We start from the raw sequence: 21,777 nt of genomic DNA on the forward strand, positions 1-21,777 counted from the left end.
CTTTTAAATGTAATCTTTCTTAATATTATTCATATATATTTCATCAATAATGGCTCCACCAATACACTTGTCGCCATCATATAGCACAACTTGTTGTCCAGGAGTTACTGCTGAAGCACCTTCTGGATAAAAGACTTTAATTTTACGATCAGGTAAAAATTCTACTGTAACTTTAATATCCTTTTGTCTATATCTAAATTTAGCTGATAAATTATCAGGATTAAAATCAGTGTTATTTAAAGTTAAATCGCTAGCTAGTAAACTATTTGAAATTAAATATTCAGGGTGTGAGTTAGGAGCTACATATAAAATGTTTTGTCTTACATCATGACCACAAACATAATATGGTTCACTCATTCCACCTAAATTAAGCCCTTTGCGTTGGCCAATTGTATAGTAGAAACAACCAACGTGTCTGCCTAATTTTTTTCCAGTAGTAATATCTACAATATCACCTTCTTGAGCAGGAATATAGTTTTGTAAAAACTGTCCAAAATTTCTTTCACCAATGAAGCAAATTCCAGTTGAATCTTTTTTAGTTGCTGTTACTAAGTTTAACTTTTTGGCAATTTCTCTAATTTCAGGCTTAGTTAATTTAGCCAGTGGCATAATTACTTTTTCAAGTTGTTCATGTGTTAGTTGTGCTAAGAAATATGTTTGATCTTTATCTTGATCAGCTGCCCGGTATAAATGTCCATTAACCACATTAGCATAATGCCCCATTGCTATGTAATCAGCTTTTAGTTCATTAAAAGCATATTTAGCAAAAGCATTAAACTTAATGTATTTGTTACATAAAATATCTGGATTAGGGGTACGCCCCTTTTTATATTCTTCGATAAAGTTTTCAAAGACGTTATCTCAATATTCCTTAACAAAATCAACACGGAAAAGAGGAATATCTAACGCTTTGGCTACAGCTTGCGCATCTTGATAATCTTTTTCTTGTGGACAAATGTCTTGTGAAATATCTGCATTTCCTAAGATATCATTGTTAACAATACTGTCTCAATTACGCATAAATAATCCAACAACATCATAACCTTGTTGTTTTAAAATGTAGGCTGCTACAGAAGAATCAACTCCTCCTGACATTCCAATAACTACTCTTTTTGTCATATATATTCCTCCTTAATGTATTGTTATTAAATTTATAAATAAATTTTATAACAATATCACATTTTGCACAATTATATAAATCTAAAACTCCATTTTTTTAGTGCCTAGCACGTAGGCATAAAAATATATCACACAGATTTTCAGTGTGATATAAAAGTTATTATTTAAATTTAATTATCTAGTTTAATTCTTGCAATTTCAATTTTATTTTGCACTAAATCTTGCTCTAATTCTAAAATTCTGCTTAGTTCTGTTTCTAATTTTATTGCTTCTTCTACACTAGGTTTTGTAACAGGCTCTTTTGGAGCAAACAATTCACAAGTTTCATTGGCTTGTATAATTGAAATATCATAAGTCTCAATTTTTTTAGCAATATCAATAATTTCGTTTTTATCATATGTTAATAATGGACGTAAAATTTGTCTATGACAAGCTGCTCCAATTGTACTTAAGGATTCTAGAGTTTGAGAAGCAACTTGACCTAAGTTATCTCCATTAGAAATTGCCATTTGCCCGTATTTGTCACAAATTTGATCAGCAATCCGGTAGAAACTTCTACGCATTAAAGTAATCTTGTAAGATTCACGAGAGACAAATGAAATATAGTTCATTAAGTTTGCATAATTAGCTATTAATAAGTTTGAAGTTACTTGGTATTGATTTAACACTTTTACTAAGTTAGTAATTTTCTCAATAGTTCTTTCGTCTGTTTGAGGTGGTGTAATAAATGTTAAAAAGTCTACCTTAATTCCACGTTTCATCATTTTAAATGCAGCAATAGGTGAGTCAAAACCACCAGAAATTAGGTGTAGCACTTTGCCAGAAACACCTACAGGTAAACCACCAAGCCCATTGTAGTATTCAGAAAACATGTAAGTTCTACCATTTCTAACTTCAACATAGAAAGTTTGATCAGGATTATGCACATCAACTTTTAAATTAGTGTTCTTTAATATTTCTCCACCTAAAATGTGGTTAATTTGATCAGAAGAATATTCAAATTGCTTGTAGTTTCTTCTAGCTGCTATTTTAAAGGTTTTAGCATCTGCCTTAACTAATTTTAAAGCAGTATTCTTGAATACCTCAATATCATTTTCAACCACTGCTACAGGTGAAAACGAACTAATTCCAAAGACATAATTTAACTTATCCATATTGTGTTGTGAATATGTTAAATACATTCTATCAAATTCTACTTGCGGAGCTTCTCCAACAATGTGTTTAATATTGTTAGCCAAAGTATTAATAAAAGTTTTACGGTTCTTTTTCTTAAGCACAAGCTCACCGTATCTAATTAAAATTTTACTGTACATATTTCTCCTTAATTAAGAATCTTTTAACAGTTTGATAAGATTCTTGGTAATTGTTATTTTGTTGTATTTGCAGTCTGGTTTGATTAATTAATTCTTTATAAGCATTAATTTTTTCTTCGCCCAGTAAGAAACGTTCATTGCTTGCTACTTCAAGGCATAAAGCATCATACATTTCATGGTATTTTTCATTAATTGCTATCTTTTCAATTAAGAAAGCTAAGGTGTGAATAAAATCATCTCACACAAGTTGATGTTTAGTTCAACTTTTGTATTTTTTAATATTAGTTTCAAATTGGTTTTGTAAGTGTTTTTTAGCTTCATTTATTTCAAGATCATTAATTAGGTGTTCATTTTCTATAACCGCAAAATAGGCCTCTATAGCATTAGCTAGATCTAAATCACGTTGCACCTTTATTCCACTTATATGGTAAGCTTCAAGCTTATAGTTTAAGTAAGCGTCATCAAAAGTCTTAACAGCTTGCATAAATTCTTTAACAGCTTTTAAAATATCTGCAAGTGTAGTTAAATTATTAATTGCATTAACTTTAGTTTCAAGTGCATTATAAGCACGATTTAGCTTGTTTGTTTCTTTTTGTACTTCAAGATAAAGTTTTTTACGTGTTGCTCATAGTTGTGAAAGGTCTTTTTTCACACTTTCAAAAAATTCCTTGATACTTTGATTAAGGATTGCTCCATGATAAATTTTTCAATAGGCATCATATATTTTTGTAATGTTTAAAGCTAACTTATTTGAATCAAATTCATATCATGACTGTGAAAGCTTTTCTACGTTTTGACTTAGTACTTTATACTCAGCTAGCACTTTTGGTTTTGTTTCTTTTTTAATAGCTTGTTTTAGCTCACTTGGTAAGATATCAAATAAGTAATATTCAATTTTACTTGCACCAATAATCAAATTATTTAAATCATTTAATCTAACTCTTAAATCATCAATTTTCTTGTCAGCTTGCGAAAATTGGCCTTTGTATTTAGAGTTATCTAACTCATTTAAACGTTTAGCCATCTTTTGCACTTTATCAGTTAAAATAGGATTTAAGTTTGTGGTAATTGCTTTATTTTTATTAAGCACTTCTTTATAATATTCAACTATTTCTAAATAATTAGTAAAGACTTCATCAATTAGTTTTCAATCAATATCGAACTCTTGAGCTACTTGGTCAAATAATTTACATTTATCTCTGTATTTCACAAATAAACGTCTAAGAGTTCTTCTTTCTTTTACTACTTTAAAGAATTTCTTTTCTTGAATCACACCCTGTAAACTCACAATATGTTGCAAGATGACATCTTTCTTTTGGCAGATATCTTGATTAGTAGTTTTAAGCTTATCGCATATAGGTTCAAAAGTTTTTTCATTCTTAGCTAAGATAGCACATTTTTGAATAGCATCTTTATTTTTAGTGTTTTCTCTTTGCAGTATTATGCGTAAGTCTGAAATATAGGCTGTGTTCTTCTTGAAATAAATGTTCCGAATAAGAATTATTGAAAGGAACAATATTAGCAATAGCGCAATAACAACAAACACAATAAAGATCGCTAAAACAGTTGTATTATGTTTTTCCATGTTCCTTCCTTTTGACTTTAATTATTAATAATTAAAGTTTATCAAAGTTTTAGTTTTATATCCTTAAAATAAAGAAAAAACTCCAATGAGGAGTTTATGGTCACTAAAGTGATATGGAGCGAGTGAAGGGAATCGAACCCTCATAGTCAGCTTGGAAGGCTGAAGTTCTGCCATTAAACTACACTCGCAACTTGTTATTTGCGTTATTATTATATCACGAATAACAATCTTTGGAAATAAATTTTTTATTTTTTTACACAAAGCAAGTCATTGGCGCGCCCGGCAGGAGTCGAACCCGCAACCTTTAGGGCCGTAACCTAACACTCTGTCCAGTTGAGCTACGGGCGCATTAATGGAGGCACCAACGGGATTCGAACCCGTAATCAAAGTTTTGCAGACTCATGCCTTGGCCATTTGGCTATGGTGCCTTGTGCTTTATTATTATAATACAAAATGGATTTTTAATAAATATTTTTTCATATTTTTTCCTAAAGTGGGTAGGACTATTATTCACTGATTGACAGCTAATTAAAAATTATAAAAAAGCAAGCATAAGCTTGCAAATAATTATTTATCAAATTGTGAGGTGTATAAGTTGTAGTAAAATCCTTGTTTTTCAAGTAAGCTTTCGTGAGTTCCTTGTTCAATGATTAATCCATTATCAACCACTATGATAACATCTGCGTTTTTAATTGTACTTAATCTATGTGCTATAACAAAAGTTGTCTTATCTTCCATTAATTTTAACATTGCTTGTTGCACAATTTGTTCAGTACTTGAATCAATATTCGATGTTGCTTCATCTAAAATTAGTAAACTCTTGTTACTTAAAATGGCTCTTGTTAAGGAAATTAATTGTTTTTGTCCTTGAGATAGGTTAGCCCCATTATTTTCAATTAATGTGTCATATCCATTAGCCATATTCATAATGAAGTGATGAGCATGAGTTAATTTAGCTGCTTGTTCAATTTCTTCCATAGTAGCTTTAGGATTAGTCATTTTTAAGTTGTCTAGAATTGATTCATTAAACAAGAATGAATCTTGCAATACAATTGTCATATTATCTCTAAGACTAACTGTATCTAAGTTTCTAAGCTCATTGCCATCAATCTTAATCGATCCACGAGCATAGTCATAATATTTAGAAAGTAAGCTAATAATTGTAGTTTTACCAGCTCCAGTTGGTCCAACAATTGCTACTGTTTGACCAGGTTTAATCGAAAAGCTCGCTGCTTTTAGTTGGTATTCTAAAGAATCTGGATTGTATTTGAAGTAAACATCTTCGAAATCAATTTGCCCAATGATTTTTTCTACTTTAATTGTTTCATGTTCACGACTAGGTACTTGTATTTGTAATAAGTTAAAAATACGAGAAGTTGAAGCAACCCCAACTTGTGCGTTAAAAGTACTTGATAAAATACTTTGGAATGGACCCATGAAGTTTCAATTTAATGAAACATATAACACGATTAAACCAGCAGTTGGAGATCCGTCTTTATTAACCATAAAGCTAAAAGCACTTCACACATTAACACCTTTTAGGTAGAAAACAGCTGCAATGGCTGAAATAGCTAAAATAATTAAGTTAGAGATCAATCCATATCAAGTATCAAACGATTTGGCAATAATATCACCTTTATAAGCTGAATTACGAATGTTTTTAGTAATAATTTCAAGCTCACTATAGATATAAGCTTGACGATCAAACGAGTTAGTTACTTTAGTGTTTACCAGCATTTCTTCTACGAAAGCATTTAGCCGACCGAAGGCATTTTGTACACTAATAAAGTAAGGTTGTGATTTCTTAATTAATAAGAAGACAAAAGCAAATAAGATTAAGGATACTGGAATAACAATTAAAGTTAATAATTCTGAAGCAAGTGACATAACAACTATTGAAATTAAGATGTTAAATGTACTTGTGGCAGCTTGTACCATCATTTGAAATAATGAGTTAGCCACATTATTTATATCAACAACTAAAGTTGAAATTAAGTTCCCAGTTTTATTTTTGTCATAAAAACTAATAGGTGATCGAAATAATTTATTCATTAATTCACCACGTAGTCTAGCTCCTGCTTCAAAGCATAATTTAATATAAACTCTTTGTTCAAGGTAGCGGAAAATTCCATATAAGATAAATGATAATCCAAGTCCAACTAAAGCTAGCGCAAAATGCAAGGTATTAAAATTATTAATATTTCCAGTAGCCTTTTCACCTAAGTAAGGTGCAAAGAATAATTGAATAATTATCCCAATCATGAAGCTACCTACAATATAACAAACAGAGTTAATAAAACTGAATGTTAAAGCTATAGCTAAACTTTTCTTGTCTTTAGTAATGTAAGAAAGCAGAGTTTTAAAGGTTTGAAATACTTTAACATCAGTCTTCATTTTCTTGTTCTTACTTAGTTCTTTACTAATTTGACGACTTTCGTACATATTATCCATAAGTTACTCTCCTTTCTATTGTTCTAATTGGTTTGTGTTGATATCTCTATATCATTGACAGCTTGCAAGTAACTCTTGGTGAGTTCCTTGAGCAATTATTCTTCCTCTGTCCATGACTAGAATTTTATCAGCATGTTTAATTGAATTAATTTTTTGTGAGATTATAACTGTAGTACAGTTGTAATCTTCTTTAATATTTTTAATTAAAGCTTTTGTTGTAATATTATCAAGTGCTGAAGTTGAATCATCTAAAATTAAGATTTTAGGATCAATAATTAAACTACGTGCAATTGAAAGACGTTGTTTTTGCCCACCTGATAAGTTTTTTCCACGTTGTACTACTGGATGTTGCAATCTATCTTCAAATGTCATAATAAAATTATTAGCACATGAGGCTTTTAGTGCACGGTTAATTTCTTCCTCACTAGCATCTTCTTTTCCGAATGTTAGATTAGAAAGAATTGTTCCTGAATATAGTAAAGCTTCTTGATAAACAATCCCAACATTTTGGTGTAAGTTAGTTGTATCAATTTCTTTAACTTCTTTACCATTAATAAGGATATTTCCTTCATTATATTTCATGTTGTTAACAATTAAGTTAGCAATAGTACTTTTTCCTGAACCAGTTGGTCCAATAATTCCAAGTGTTTGCCCACCCAGCACTTTAAAATTAATATCTAATAAAGCATAGTCTTCAGATGTTTCAAAATATTTAAAGTTAACATCCTTAAATTCAATTGAATAGTCAGCTACATTATTTTGTTCACTAATAATGAGACCATTTGTGACATGTAACTCATCATATTCTTTATCTAGCACTTGTACAATTCTGCCGGCTGAAATTTTAGCCTTGAAAAATGAACCTAAAAATTGTGAGAATAGAATAATACCTTGAGCAATTAATACTTCATATTCAATAAACACGTTTAATTTAGCAATTAATTGTGCTCCATTTTCAGTTCTTAAGCTATTGCTTGCTGCTAAAGCATCTAATTGTACTTTACCAATTGCATAAATAATAACTACAATAGTGTTAATAATAACAAAGAATGCAGGCATACCAATAGCAAAGTATTTAAAGCTAGCTCTTTCAGTAGCAAGTCAAGCTGAGTTGGCTTTATTAAATTTATTATATTGGTTGATTTGTAAGTTGTTTGCTTTAATGAATCTAGCTCCATTAATTGATTCATCAACTTCTTTGGTAATTCAATCTAAGTTTTTTCTACTCTTTTTAATCAATGGATTGGTCTTAATAAACATATAAGCAATAACAAAGATTAAAAGAGGAATAACTGCAATAATTGATCATGTTAAGTTAACATCGGTCATAAATGCAAACACTAAGCCAACAACGATATATAAAGGTGCCTTAATTAATGAAATAGAAGCGCCAATTAAGAAATCTCAAAAGACAGCAACATCATCGTTAATTCTAGTAATTAAACTTTCATTTGTTAATTGTGCAATATCTTTTAAGCTAAGTTTTTGATATTTTTTAAATAAGGTATTTCTGTAAAAGTTGGAAGCTTTTTCACCAGCTCAAATAATTATTAGTACATATCCAAAGGATGTACCCGCTGCCAAGATTAATACCACAATAAATGTTATAAGCAATGTATTAAAAACTTGTTGCCAATTTTTTGATGAGTAAACAACGTAATTAAAAATTTCAAGTTGAATATCTTTAGTTGGATCATCATGTGGTTGAATAACCAATGGTAAGAATTGAGAAAGTAAAATAGGTAGCATCATTGTTAAAGCAACATTGATAATAACAATTAAAACACCAATACCAAATTGTGCTTTTATTTTACCAGGCAAAATCTTAAACATTTTCCACATATTTACCTCCTTTATTTATAGACTATATATTGTCATGATATTATAACATTTTTATAAAAAATGTTATCGGAGCTTAATTGGCTAAAAATTTAAGTCAAGTTATTATGTTTTGAAATTTTATTAAAAAGGGCATAAAAAAATGGCGATCACGAGAGGATTCGAACCTCCGACCACAAGCTTAGAAGGCTCGTGCTCTATCCAGCTGAGCTACGCGACCACGCTAAATATATTTTACACACTTTTTGAAAAAATTACATTATTTATTTTTTTTATTTTTTTAATTCAAAAAAAGAAAAATCTCAGCCGTGTGGCCGAGACTTATATACTATTATGTATGTTTGAATCCACCTGATTTTTCATCTAATGAAACCGTTGGTTTATGAATTTTTAAAGCTTCAATTGCTTTTTTAATGTCTTCAATTAAGATTGAAGCCATATCTTTACTGAAACCTTGGCGAACTAAAACTCTTTGCACTATAACATTTTGGGCATTTGCTGGCATTGAATAAGCAGGGACTTGTCAACCTCTAACTCTAAGTTTATCTGCTAAGTCATATAAATTAAATCCTAAATCAACGCCTTTTTTAAATCTTCAAGTTGTAGCTGGGATACCGTGTTTTGGATCACCATCATTAATTAATTCAAAATATCCCATTTTTTCTATTTCACTTGCGATGTATTGTGCTGTGTCATAACAGTTTTGGTGAATTTTTCTATACCCTTCTTTTCCAAGTCTTAAGAAAAGGTAGTATTGAGAAATAATTTGTCCAGCAGGTCTTGAAAAGTTAATTTGGAATACAGGCATATCACCACCTAAGTAATTAACATGGAAGACTAGTTTTTCAGGTAAGAATGACTTATCTCTTCAAACTACTCATCCAGCTCCTAGTGGGGCTAACCCGAATTTATGACCAGATGATGAAATTGATTTAACTCTAGGTACTCTAAAGTCTCATTCGATTTCTGGTGCTACAAATGGAGCTAAAAATCCTCCACTAGCTGCGTCAATGTGCATATCGACATTTAATCCCGTATCTTTTTCCAACTTATCTAAAGCTTTAGATAATTCGAAAATAGGTTCATATGCTCCTGTAAAGGTTAATCCAAATGTTGCAACAACTCCAATAGTATTTTCATCAATATATTTCAACATACTTTCTGCATCCATATAGAATCTGTCTTCTTCCATTGGAACTTGTCTAATTTCTATGTCTCAATAACGACAGAATTTTTCCCAGACTACTTGGACAGGTCCACATACTAAGTTTGGTTTATCAATTGGTTTTCCTTGAGCTTTTCTTTTTTCTTTTCAACGTTCAAGTAAAGCCATTCCTCCTAGCATGCAAGCTTCTGAAGAACCAATACCAGAGGTTCCGATTGGTTCTTCTTTTTTAGAGGCATTCCATAAATTTGCAATCATTGACACACAACGTTGTTCGATTTCTGCAGTTTGTGGATATTCATCCTTATCAATTAAGTTTTTATTAATTGATAAATCCATTAATTCATGAACTTGTTTTTCTTCATATGTTTGACAAAATGTTGCTAAATTTTGTCTTGCATTACCATCCAAAAACAATTCGTCTTTAACAACTTCTAACACTACATCAGGATTAGATTCTTTGTCTGGCATTTTGTATTTTGGTAATTGAATGTCTGCAAGTCTTGAACCAAAAATGCTATCATTGTCATTTTGTTTAACTTTGTGTAATGGCATTGATACCTCCTTTATTTTTCATTTAGATATAAATTAAATTTCATTTTATTACAAAATTCTTTAATAATTTTAAATCCTCTAACACTATTTCCGTATTGGTCTAATGGTGGGCTGAATACTGCAACTCCTAATTTTCCAGGAACCACTGCTATAAGTCCTCCACCCACACCACTCTTACCTGGCAATCCTACCATATAAGCAAAATCACCTGATTTATCATATAAGCCTTCCATGGTCATTTCAGCTAAAATATGTGGTATATTGTGTTTAGAGATAACTTGTTGTTTCGTGATTGGATTAATTCCATTATTAGCTAATGTTGCTGCTAAAGTGGCCAAATCTTTACTTGTTACAAGTGTTGAGCATTGTTGAGTATATACTTCACATGCTTCCATTGGATCGCAATACATTTGACCCGCTGAATATAGCAACCAAGCAATCGCGCGATTATGAAAATTAGTTGTTTGTTCAGATGTATTTACCTCATTAGAAAGAGTCACATCAGAGGACATCATTTTTTGTTGAAAGTCTAAAATTTTATTTCATCTTTCAACCTTATCTTTAGCTTGTATTAAGCTAGTTGTAGCCATAGCTCCAGCATTTACTAAAGGTGATAATGGCTTATCTTTATGTAATTCTAAAGCTATAACTGAATTAAATGGCAATCCAGTTGGGGATGTACCTATTTTTTCTCTAACAGTTCTTGCATCTGTTTCTTCTAAAGCTAATGCTAAGGTGCATACCTTAGATATAGATTCAATCGCAAAGGCATAAGAATCATCACCATAACTAAATACATCACCATCTGTAGTTATTACAGTAGCACCGCATAGAGTTGAAGGTACATTAGCTAGGTATGGGATATAGCTAGCATTTTTTCCTTCTTTATGGTCTTTGAATTTTAAATATGATTCTTTTAAAGTTGATTCAATAAGCTTTTTATCTAACATAGTTACTCTTTATTGTGTTTTTGGCTGTGAATCTTGTGAACCAGAAACTGTTTCGGGTGCACTAGTAGTTTGTTGAACTTTATTTTTATCACTCGTATCTAGTGAAAAGCATTTAACAGCTGAATCATGAGCTTTAGAAATTGTTTTTAATGTTTTATCGTTTTCTTTTTTGATTTTGTTTAAAATCTTATTTTCAGCCATTTCATAAGCTATACTGTCTTTTCCAATTTTAGCTAAAAGTAATTCCTCACGTTTTGAAATATATGTTTCTAATTCCTTCAATTTTCTTTGAACATCAGAATCAAAGGATTGGAAATCACCTTTTACCTTATTATCAAAGTAAGTTTTAGCTAAGTCGCTACTTGCACAATTTGAGTGATTGATAATACCTGGATGTGTACCTTCAATTTCTCATGTGAATGGAGCGAAATCTGAGTTTTGATCAACTCAGTGTGGCTTTCTTAATGCATAAATAATAAATGGGATAACACAGAAAACAGCAGATACAATGATTAATATTGCTACATATGCTACCGGACTACCAACTGGTATTTGGTTTGGTGGTGCAAAACTAACAATGAAAGCTAGTAATGAGCCAATAAGTCCTAAACCAGCTACTATTCACATTCCGATATTGTATCGACCAGGTATACGATATGGTCTAGGTCGATTTGGTTGTGAATAACGAAGGTATATGGCTGCAGCAAACATTAACATATACATAATTAAGTATAAGATAACAGTTAGTTGACTTAAAATTTGGTAAGCAGCTTGTACTGATGGAAGAACCACAAAAAGTACTGATAACACAGTAACAATAAGTCCTTGAATTAGTAATAAATGCGTTGGAATACCATGTTTGTTGGTTTTTTGGAATCATCTAGGTAAATATCCAGCTTTTCCAACTACCAACATACCCGCACTAGGCCCTGATACTCAAGTAACAATTCCGGCTAAAACCCCTATTGCCAGCATGGCTGCCAGCACAGGCGCTAGTCAAGGGACACCAGCTCAAGTAAATGCTTTAATATATGTAACTAAAAGCCCTTGCGTTAAGTTGATATCATCCTTTGGTAGAATGAATGCGATAGCAAGGGTTCCAAGCACGAAAATAAGAACTGTAACCAATGAAGAAATCAAGATAGCTATTGGATAATTTCTTTTTGGATTGTTAATTTCTGTAACATGAATTGCATTCATTTCCATTCCAGCATAAAATAGGAAAACACTAGCAGCAAGTACTAAAGAGTCAAATCCTTTAAATGCAGGTAATAAATCTGATGCTCTCATTGGTGTTTGAGATGGGTTTCCTGCAATAATGTAAGCAAACCCAAATCCAATTAAAATAACAACAGGAATAATTGTTCCAATAATTCCACCTCATTTAGCTACTCTAGCGAATGCTTTTGTACCAAATGAAGATAAAATTGTGGCTATTCAGTAAATAGCAAGCACTATTAATAGAACAAAAACCTTATTATTGGAGATTGCCTTGGCTATTTCAGTATTTGGAGCAAGATAAGCCAATGACACAGCCCCAAAAGTTAAAGCTGTAGGGAATCAAATTGTTACCTCAGCTCATAATAAGAACATAGATAAGAAGGCAAGTCTAGGTCCAAAAGCCTCACCTACTCATCTAAATACTCCACCTTTTTCAGTATAGGTAGAAGCTAGTTCAGCTGCAACAAGTGCAACAGGTATTAAGAAAAATATAGCAGCAAAAATGTAGTAGAAGACTGAACCAAGTCCATATTCTGCTTCTGCAGGCAGACCTCTAAGACTTACTACTGCAACTATATTCATTAAAACTAAGCTAAGCAAACTAAGTGCTTTAGTGTTTTTTTGTTTAGCATTAGTGCTATTTGCTGATTGTGAATCAGTCGCATTTTTAGACTTAAATTTAAACATGTGCTCCTCCTTTACGTATTATGACAGCTATCTCTGTCATATTAATATTATAAACTTTTCTAAAGTGGTTATAAAAAATGAAAAAAAATGTGGAATTACTACCCCACATTTCATATTTTTATTAATTCTTTTTGGAATCTGAAATTAATTTTAATTCAATTTCTCTATGTTGTTTTTCTTTAGTTGTCTTTTGATCAGTGATCATTTTTTCAATTTCTAACCCTATTAATGGGTAATCAACGAAAATCTTGCTCTTATAAACATTTAAACTATCATATATTGATTGATATCCAATATCAGTTAATTTAAAAGTGTTATTTGCTAAAGCAATTAAAGAAATAAATGAATCATGCGTTGAACAAACAATGTTTGAAAATTTGTGCTTTGCAGCAAAGCGAACTAAATCTTTCACTTCGCTTTCTTGTTTTCTTGTGCTAATTTCATATTTAGAATGACTTATCCCTAGTTCCGTACATGCTTGTAGGAATCCTTCATATCTTTTGTCTTTTTGACGACTAAGAAGTTTTTTATCTTCTAGGAATAGAATTTTATTATCATCTTTTGGTAATTGATTATATAAGTCAACTGTAACATCATAGAATCCTTGAATTTCATTTGGAACAATCCAACTTAATCCATCAACTTGATATCCATAAACAACGATAGCAACACCATCGATTGTTTTTAAATAAGCAAATAAGACTTCATCATACTCAGGGACAAAAACCACCAATGATGTCGGTCTTCAAGAAAGAATATATTTAATGGTATCTATATACTCTTGGGTTGAAGGGTTTGTATATGTTGTAATAACTCTTTTGCTACTTCTTGAGCAAGCAGCAATAATTCCATTAATTATATGTTGATAAATATTGCTTCCAAAAATAGGCGCAATAACAAAAACTGAGTTATCCTTTCCTCTTATCATTCTAGCACCGTGGTTTGGTACGTATTCGTATTCTTTGACTACTGATGCAATTTTGCGTTTTGTTTTGCCTGATACATATCCGCCATTGTAATATCTACTAATTGTCGAAATTGAAACATTAGCTATTGACGATATATCTTTATAGGAAATTTGTTTATTTTTTTTAGCTTCACTCATGTTTTAATTATAACATTTTGTGGAAATTTTGTTCCACATGCCAGGTTTTTACCATTATTACTAGCCCCTACAGCTGAAAGCATAAAAAATCACACTACTGTGCATTATTTGTAGTGTGAAATAAAATATTTTTAAATTATACTAATTCTTCAAATACATCGTCACCTGTTTCAGTAATGATGTCAGCACCGAAGTTTCTTGCTACGATGTTTCCAAGTGTTCCTAGACCTGTAAAGTTAGGTAATACTCTAGATGATTTGAATGATTTTGAATAAATTGTAGCTGGTAAGAATTCTCTTGTGTGGTTGAATCCTGGGTATAATGGATCGTTACCGTGGTCACTTGTCATAATTAATAAGTCATCTTCACGCATTGCGTTGATTAATTTTCCAAGTTTAACGTCAAGATCAGAAATGTTTTGAGCATATCCGTGTACATCTCTTCTGTGTCCGTAGTGTGAGTCGAATTGAACTAAGTTTGTGAAGATAAATTGGTTTTCTCCATCTTGTTCAGCTAATTCGATTGTAATGTCAAGACCTTTTGCGTCTGAACCACTTGGGTAGTGTTTTGTAATACCTTGTCCTACGAAAATGTCATTGATTTTTCCAACTGAAATAACTTCAACACCTTTAGCTTGTAATTCGTTTAAAATCATTTCTCTTGGTTTATTTGCATAGTCATGACGATTGAATGTTCTTGTGTATTCTCCGTTATCACCAACGAATGGACGAGCAATAATTCTTCCTACGTTTCATTCTGGACGTGATGAACAAATTTCACGAGCAGCTTTTGCATATCTGTATAAGTTTTCTAATCCAACTCATTCTTCGTGAGCAGCGATTTGTAAAACAGAGTCCATTGATGTATAAACAATGATTCCACCATTTTCTTTTTGTTCTTGAGCGTATTCAGAAATCATTTCTGTTCCTGAACCTGATTTGTTTGCAAGGATTTTTCTTCCATCAAATGCTTTTGATAATTCATCAACTAAGTCTTGTGGGAATCCTGTTTCTGTAAATGTAGGGAATGGTACTAATGTTTTAATTCCCATCATTTCTCAGTGTCCTGCTAATGTATCTTTAGCATTTGATACTTCTTGAACTTTAGCCATGTAAGCCATTGGTTGTTTAACATGGTAATTTCCATTTAAGTTAGTAATGTTACCAATTCCAAGTTTCTTTCATGTATCAATTTTGAATTCTTCTACCATTGAAGCAGATCTAATTGTGTTTGCACCATCGTCACCAAAACGTTTTTGGTCTTTATCTGGTCCGATTCCTAGACCATCTGTAACGATCATGAACACACGTCTAAATTTAGCCATATTTTCTCCTTTTTAAGTGGACGTTATTTCTATAATAACATCGCTAATATTTTAAAACTTTTTTTATTATTCTATAACTAATATTAAGGAAAAAAATTCTCAAAAATGAGAAATATATTCCACATTTTTAGATTTTTTCTAAAAAATAAAAACCAGTAGATAAATAAGTCTTTACATGAGATTAAAATTATTAAAAGAAAAAATAATGTGCATAATTAATTTACATTTATAATTAATATATAAATAGGATGAAATTATCAAAAAGCTAGATATTTGTATAAATGACTAGCATTTTTATACTTTTTTATCAGCAAAAATAAACAACTAATCTATGGTAGGTATATATGAAAAAGAAAACATTACTGAAAAATATTATTTTATTAACACCAATATCAGCTTTAGATTTTCTTGCTTCAAGTTGTCATGATGACAATAAGGTTTCAGTTGCTGACCAATATGATACGAAAATACAAGAATTAAAGCAAAATATTGAGGCAGAAATTAGTGTTAATACTTTCTTTGTGCACAATAATTTAGTTAGTGTTACTGACTTAAATAACCTAATTGCACAATTAGATAGTGCACTTGCACAAAAAAATATTTCACAAGAGCAATATCAAGCATTCGTTACTTCTAAAACTAGCTTGTTAGAACAATTTCAAGCTAATTGTGCTAAGGCTAAAAGCGAACTTATTAATAGTGTAAAACAATTAGTGGCTAAATTAAGCACATTAAATTCATATACTGTTGGAATTGAATTGCTTAACCAAGTTACTTTAGCACTAAAACAAGCAGGAAATGATATTGAACAAGACAACCTTCCTGCTTTATTACAAGATAAAACACAACTAAGCAGTCTTTTAAACCAAGTTGTGCAAGCAAGCAACTCTCAGACTCATGTAGAAATTAATTCATTAATAGGACAAATTAATAGTGCCTTAGAAATAAATAAACTCTATGTTTCGAATGCTTTGGTTAGTGCTAACTCTTTAAACGGATTAAAAGAACAACTAAATAACTTGCTACAAAATATGAATATCACTACCCAAGAGATAGATGCACAAACTAAAGCTGTAACTCAAGCAATTGCAAACTTTAATCAAGAATGTACAAATGCTTTAAACGCATTAATTAATCAAGTTCATACACTAGTTGAAAAACTAACTAGTATTGAAAATAGTTTGCTTTCTCCTGCATTAGCTTCTCAAATTTCTTCTTCTCTTGCTAGTGCTAAGGAAAATATTCAAACTAAAAACTTAGGCTTACTTTTAGAAAACAAAAGTACTCTAAGCAATTTATTAAAACAAGCTAGTGTTAGTCAAAATCAAGCTTTAATAAGTAATTATCAAAACTTAATTTCAAGTTTGAATACTATACTTAATCAAAATCAAGCTTTAATAAGTAATAATTTAGTTAATCCTCAACCTATTAATATGCTTATTGTCCAATTAAACAGTGCTATAAACCAAAATAATGTTACTCAAGCTGGATTCAATCAAATTAAACAGGCAGCACAACAAGCAATTGACAATTTTAACCAAGCTTGTCAAAATGCGCTAACTAATACAGTTTCTAGCTTACAAGCGAAAATCGATTTATTTACCCCTCAAGTAATTGAACAATGTAAAAAAGCAACACAAGAACAAATTAATTCAGCTATTTTAAACGCTAAAAGTAATATTGCTTCCAAAGATGTAGCAGCTATGCTTAGTGATTTAACTCAATTAAATTCTCTTTATACCCAAGCACTTAAAGAAGGCAAAGACTCTCAGTCACAAGTTAATTTACTAAAACAAGAAATGAATAATTTCAAACTTAAAGTAGCAAATTATCAAACCCAATACCAAGATTACCCTGAATTAGTTACACTACTTCCAAATATTTCTAACTTACTAGAAAATCTTAATAGCGAAACATTACAACAAGTTACTAAAGAATTTCAAAAAGCACAAAGCACCCTAGCTGCTTGAGAAAAAGAAGCCAATATCATTAATTTTGACTCAACATTTAAAGCTTGACTTAAAGCACATCCAGATGTTAATAATAATCTTTTACAGCTTGCTAATAGCATTATTAGTTCATTTGAAAATAACTTTAAACAAGGTTATATCCTTTCAAGTAGTCAAATTGAAGAAGTTAAGACATCATTTAATTTGAATGTTAATGAATTCTATAAACAATATGCACAATCAGTTAATAATAACTATAAGACCTTATATACTCAAGTTTCAAGTCTAATCTCTCGTCTTTTAGCATTACCTTCAACTAAAGATGATGCAACTAAATATCAAACTAAATTGCTTGTTACACCAGATTCTTATAATACATTAGCACCTGAAAATAAGGCTCAAGTGCAAAAATCAGTTGCTAATTTATTAGATGAAATATTGCAAGCTTATCCACTAAATGTTATCCAACTTAAAGAAGATGGACAAAAAGCTATTAATTTAGTGCTCAATCCTAAAACTACAGCAATTAATAATGGATATGATTTAAATGTTAATAGTGCATCAATTAATTCAAGCAACTTTAATTTATATTTACAAGAAAATAACCAAGATAAAAAGATCAATATTTTATCTAAGGATTTCGGTCTTAATCCAGATAATTTTGACTTACTACAAGTTAAATATAATTTAACCTCGCAAGATGTTTCTACTTATATTCTGAAGAATGTAACTTTTGATTTCAAACTCTCAACTCGCATTAATCAAATTAATTATGCAAATATTGATGATTTATACAATGTTAATTATTCAGCTCTTGGCCAATGATACGAAGAGGACTTCAGCAAAGATGTAAACAAGAACTTTGGTGCATTATTATCCGCAAAATACCAAAAACTCGAGCAATACTTTACATATGAATTACAACCTAATAGTATTCAACTTTCACAAGGTAAATTTAGCTTAAATGTAGTAATAAAGCATAAAGATCTAACTATTAAAACATTGACTTTAACTAGCAAACAAGCTTTCTCATTTAAAAACCCACTCAGTCGTAAGGTTAGAGTTTCACTAAATGGCTCACTAACTAACAATCCAAACTTTAAAAACAATAATAGTAATAACTTACTATATGCTATTGCACAACTATTCCAAAGTCAAATTTATAGACAAGATCCTAACTCTACAACTGGATTTGATCCTTCAGATTGAACTTATGTGTCAAACTTAATGTCAACTGCTAATTTACCTGATAGATATTCTTCAATTAATAACCCTCAAAAGTTCAATTTATTGCAAAATACCTTGCGTGTAGCTGCAAACATTTCGCTTGAAGGTTATGATAAATGAGAATTAGTCAACTATTCAAACTCAAATATCTTTATTTATAATGATCGAAACCATACAGCTACATTTAAAATTAAATTTACAGGTAAAAATAAGCAACCATTCATATATGATTTAAACATCCAAACCAAAACAGGGCAACAATATTATGAAGCTAACAAAGAAATTTTCCAACTTTCTGACTATTTAAAGAAAACTAGTGAAATTTTAAAGCAAGCTACTGTGATAAATCCTAAAGTTACTCACTCTAACTTTTATGCAGCAGAAGGTGTTAAAAAACTTAATGATCTATACACATTGCCTAAATTTGGAAAGTATCAAATTGTTTTTAATGTATTTAACCCACATGACTATAGTGTAAACAATGTTGAAGGATATGTTGAATTGCAATATGCAGTAACACTTAATGGCAAAGTTGTTAATGATAATAGACTAAAATCTCCTAAATTTAAGTTTTATTACTTTAGACCATTAGTTTATACTGATATTAAACCAAGTAATAATAAAGCTTGATTTACTAGCGAAGACTTCAAATCACAAGGTTCAAATCAAACTGTTAAAAACCAAGTGGCTTTGATTAACTCTCACAACTTTGAGTACCGTACCCTATTTGGTAAAAGAGTCTTCGATGCCGACACTTTAATGGAAGAACAAGCATTTGATAAATTAAATTACTTATTTAAATTCAAAGGTGAAAAAGCGTCTGTAGAAAATAATGATAAATTCGATAATAAAGATTACGATGAAAAAGATAAAGGCCCAAGTGCTCCAAGTACCCCTAATACTAATGATATATCTAATCCAGATGACCAGCCACATACTGTAGATCCAAATTCATTACTTGGCAGTTATTTTGTTTATTACTATGATGTCAAGGCATCATTTAATCATAGATACAGAACATCTGCCATGACTTTCAAAGTTGGATTTATCAACAAATGAAATTGAAATGATCGCTATACAACAGGGGAAATCACTCTTAGAAATCTAAAAAATGATTTTGCTGATGAATTCTTCCCCGACATAATTCTTAATAAGATAACTAATAATCAAATCATTATAAGTGGTATTGATACTATTACAGCATCTCAATTTGCTTCTGAAATTAAATCTAGCACACCACATTATTGATCGCTTAATATAAGCGCACCTTCATATAAAAAATATTTACTATATCCAGGCCAATTTAGCATTTCAGATGTTAAAATGATTGATGATAAAAATGGTCGTGCTATGATTCGGCTAGCTTACCAACAAAAACCTCAATTTGGTAATCGCGAATATATTGGTGAAGCTTGATATGAAATAAGTGGATTTAAAACCATTCCAAATGCTCCAGAAGTTTCTTATAGCGATGATCAACTTTTAGCTCTGCCATTTAAGCAAAAAATGAAGAAAATTTTCCGTGCTAATGGTGATGTTTTAAGACAAAGAGTAAATGAAATAACCGCAAATGATAATTATTGATTATTAAATAAAAATACTGGTAAAGTTGAATATACATTACCAAACAAATATTTCAAACCTATTTTAGGACAATCAAATAAACAAGCATATGTTAATGTACATTTAAGTGCTAATGTTAAGTTCTTAGACTCCATTTCTTATGCTAGAGTCTTTTCATACACAAATGGAAAGCTTGGTGGTATTAATCTTTCATTTAACTATAATGATTTAATAAAAAATGGCTCTGTAGTAATTAAACAACGCACTGAAAAAATTCAGCCTAAAGGTACTATAACGCCTTTCCAAATAGATTACACAATGACTGTCACATTAAATGAAGAAGGTATGCATTTTGAATTCGGACTTGATGATCCAAAATATAAAATTACACAAGATAATCCAGTTACTTCATTATTTAAACAACCCGAGTTAACAATCCCAAACAATTTACAAAATACTTTTAATCCAAATCAAGCTTTCTTCTTTGACTATTTTGCAGGAGATATAAGTTATCAATACACAAACAATATAGCTGAAGAAGATTTTGGGACAAATAATTCTACAAATGTAATTAGTTACAAAAATATGGATTATACACAAGAAAACATGCCTATTGTTTTATCAAATAAAGATTCATTTAATGACCCATTTAAATATAATCCAAATCAAATGTTAAGTTACAAATTACAAGATGGGTATAAATTTAATAATGAATACCTAAATCGTTCTTATGTTGCTACATCACCGATTGCGCAAGATTTAATGTCTCGTTCATTTGCTATGAATTATGGAAGTGGCATGATGGTAGCAAAAGTTAATTCAGATCCTAATGATGGTAGATTTTATGCCTTAACAAACCACCATGTAATTAACAACGATGCTAAAAATTGAACTCCTGAAAAAATAACATTCGATGCCGGTACTAGCCCAACAATTGCTGGTCTTGACTTTGGTAATAATGTTAATGCTGGATTTAGCTATTGAAATGGTTTATATAATCAAGGAACTAAAGTTCAAGTTGTTTGATCTGGAATAAATCAAGTAGGATATTCTTCTCAAATTGATTGAAATACAGGTATGTTTAAAACTGGAGTATTAGACAAAAACAGATTTTTTGATGTGACACTAATAATTTTTGATGTCAACCCACTTATTAAACAATTAAAGGCTGAAGGAAAATTCCAAACAGCAATGTGATATCAAAATTGATTTAACCTCAAAAACTTAACATTTTCAAGCTTCTTAGATAAACAATCTGTTAACAGAGACAAAAATATTCATCATAGTTTATTTAATGGTTTCCCATACGGAAAACAATCTAGTTACATTATCCACCGCAATGAATCTGGATATGAAACAGATAGCTTCAAAAAACAAACTCCTTATGAACCTACTTACTATAACGCTGGGAATTCAGGTACTGGTGTTATGAATAATTTAGGTGAGTATGTTACAACAATTAACTCAGGTGGTCCTTTATGATTACTTGTAGGTAAAAATGGAGCATTTGACAGTGGATTATACTCATATAATTTTTATGGTGTTAATGAGAAAGACCAAAATCCATTAGATTTAATAAACTATCATTCAATGGCACGTAATATTATGAGATTAAATGCTTTTAATCCAGATGTTTATGATATTCCATGATTCTTCAAAAACTGAAATAAATAAAAAGCGCCTTAAGGCACTTGGCTATACAAAAAACTATCTAGAATACATAC

General features: G+C 30.6%; 11 protein-coding genes and 4 tRNA genes. 1 reads left to right on the forward strand and 14 read right to left on the reverse strand.

Annotated features, from left to right (window positions below):
- Nucleotides 1-3 precede the first annotated feature (3 nt).
- The 14 genes from mnmA to ACM0IS_RS03515 all read right to left on the reverse strand — a co-directional run bounded on the left by mnmA (nucleotide 4) and on the right by ACM0IS_RS03515 (nucleotide 15,314).
- Nucleotides 4-1,119, reverse strand: coding sequence for a tRNA 2-thiouridine(34) synthase MnmA (mnmA, locus tag ACM0IS_RS03450; protein WP_416756117.1), 1,116 nt, complete (start codon nucleotides 1,117-1,119; stop codon nucleotides 4-6).
- A 170-nt stretch (nucleotides 1,120-1,289) separates the two neighbouring features.
- Nucleotides 1,290-2,432, reverse strand: coding sequence for a tRNA uracil 4-sulfurtransferase ThiI (gene thiI / locus ACM0IS_RS03455; RefSeq protein WP_416756119.1), 1,143 nt, complete (start codon nucleotides 2,430-2,432; stop codon nucleotides 1,290-1,292).
- Nucleotides 2,422-4,017 (reverse strand): hypothetical protein, encoded by a 1,596-nt coding sequence (locus tag ACM0IS_RS03460; RefSeq protein WP_416756120.1) that lies wholly within the window; start codon nucleotides 4,015-4,017, stop codon nucleotides 2,422-2,424. The genes thiI and ACM0IS_RS03460 overlap by 11 nt, the downstream gene beginning before the upstream one ends.
- 114 nt (nucleotides 4,018-4,131) lie before the next feature.
- Nucleotides 4,132-4,205 (reverse strand) — tRNA-Gly (locus tag ACM0IS_RS03465).
- Nucleotides 4,206-4,288: 83 nt separating this feature from the next.
- Nucleotides 4,289-4,365 (reverse strand) — tRNA-Arg (locus tag ACM0IS_RS03470).
- A 5-nt stretch (nucleotides 4,366-4,370) separates the two neighbouring features.
- Nucleotides 4,371-4,445, reverse strand: a tRNA-Cys gene (locus tag ACM0IS_RS03475).
- A 139-nt stretch (nucleotides 4,446-4,584) separates the two neighbouring features.
- Complete coding sequence (locus ACM0IS_RS03480) at nucleotides 4,585-6,468, reverse strand: ABC transporter ATP-binding protein (protein ID WP_416756121.1); 1,884 nt, start codon at nucleotides 6,466-6,468, stop codon at nucleotides 4,585-4,587.
- A 15-nt stretch (nucleotides 6,469-6,483) separates the two neighbouring features.
- Nucleotides 6,484-8,310 (reverse strand): ABC transporter ATP-binding protein, encoded by a 1,827-nt coding sequence (locus ACM0IS_RS03485; protein WP_416756123.1) that lies wholly within the window; start codon nucleotides 8,308-8,310, stop codon nucleotides 6,484-6,486.
- Between the two features lie 140 nt (nucleotides 8,311-8,450).
- Nucleotides 8,451-8,527 (reverse strand) — tRNA-Arg (locus ACM0IS_RS03490).
- Nucleotides 8,528-8,638: 111 nt separating this feature from the next.
- The gene (locus tag ACM0IS_RS03495) at nucleotides 8,639-10,027 is read right to left on the reverse strand and encodes a glutamate decarboxylase (RefSeq protein WP_416756125.1); all 1,389 of its coding nucleotides are present in this window, start codon (nucleotides 10,025-10,027) and stop codon (nucleotides 8,639-8,641) included.
- Between the two features lie 11 nt (nucleotides 10,028-10,038).
- Nucleotides 10,039-10,977, reverse strand: a complete 939-nt coding sequence (glsA, locus tag ACM0IS_RS03500; protein WP_416756126.1) for a glutaminase A — start codon at nucleotides 10,975-10,977, stop codon at nucleotides 10,039-10,041.
- Nucleotides 10,978-10,986: 9 nt separating this feature from the next.
- A complete protein-coding gene (gadC, locus tag ACM0IS_RS03505) occupies nucleotides 10,987-12,885 on the reverse strand; it encodes a putative glutamine/gamma-aminobutyrate antiporter GadC (RefSeq protein ID WP_416756127.1) in 1,899 nt (632 codons plus the stop codon).
- A gap of 121 nt (nucleotides 12,886-13,006) precedes the next feature.
- Nucleotides 13,007-13,990, reverse strand: coding sequence for a LacI family DNA-binding transcriptional regulator (locus tag ACM0IS_RS03510; protein WP_416756128.1), 984 nt, complete (start codon nucleotides 13,988-13,990; stop codon nucleotides 13,007-13,009).
- Nucleotides 13,991-14,126: 136 nt separating this feature from the next.
- Entirely contained in the window at nucleotides 14,127-15,314 is a 1,188-nt protein-coding gene (locus ACM0IS_RS03515) for a phosphopentomutase (protein ID WP_416756129.1), read from the reverse strand.
- A gap of 344 nt (nucleotides 15,315-15,658) precedes the next feature.
- Here ACM0IS_RS03515 and ACM0IS_RS03520 point away from each other — a divergent pair, with 344 nt between their 5' ends.
- The gene (locus tag ACM0IS_RS03520) at nucleotides 15,659-21,727 is read left to right on the forward strand and encodes an MGA_1079 family surface serine endopeptidase (RefSeq protein WP_416756130.1); all 6,069 of its coding nucleotides are present in this window, start codon (nucleotides 15,659-15,661) and stop codon (nucleotides 21,725-21,727) included.
- The last annotated feature ends 50 nt before the right edge of the window (nucleotides 21,728-21,777 follow it).

Origin of the sequence: Mycoplasma aquilae ATCC BAA-1896 (genome assembly GCF_048074525.1) — a bacterium.
GTDB lineage: Bacteria > Bacillota_I > Bacilli_A > Mycoplasmatales > Metamycoplasmataceae > Mycoplasmopsis > Mycoplasmopsis aquilae.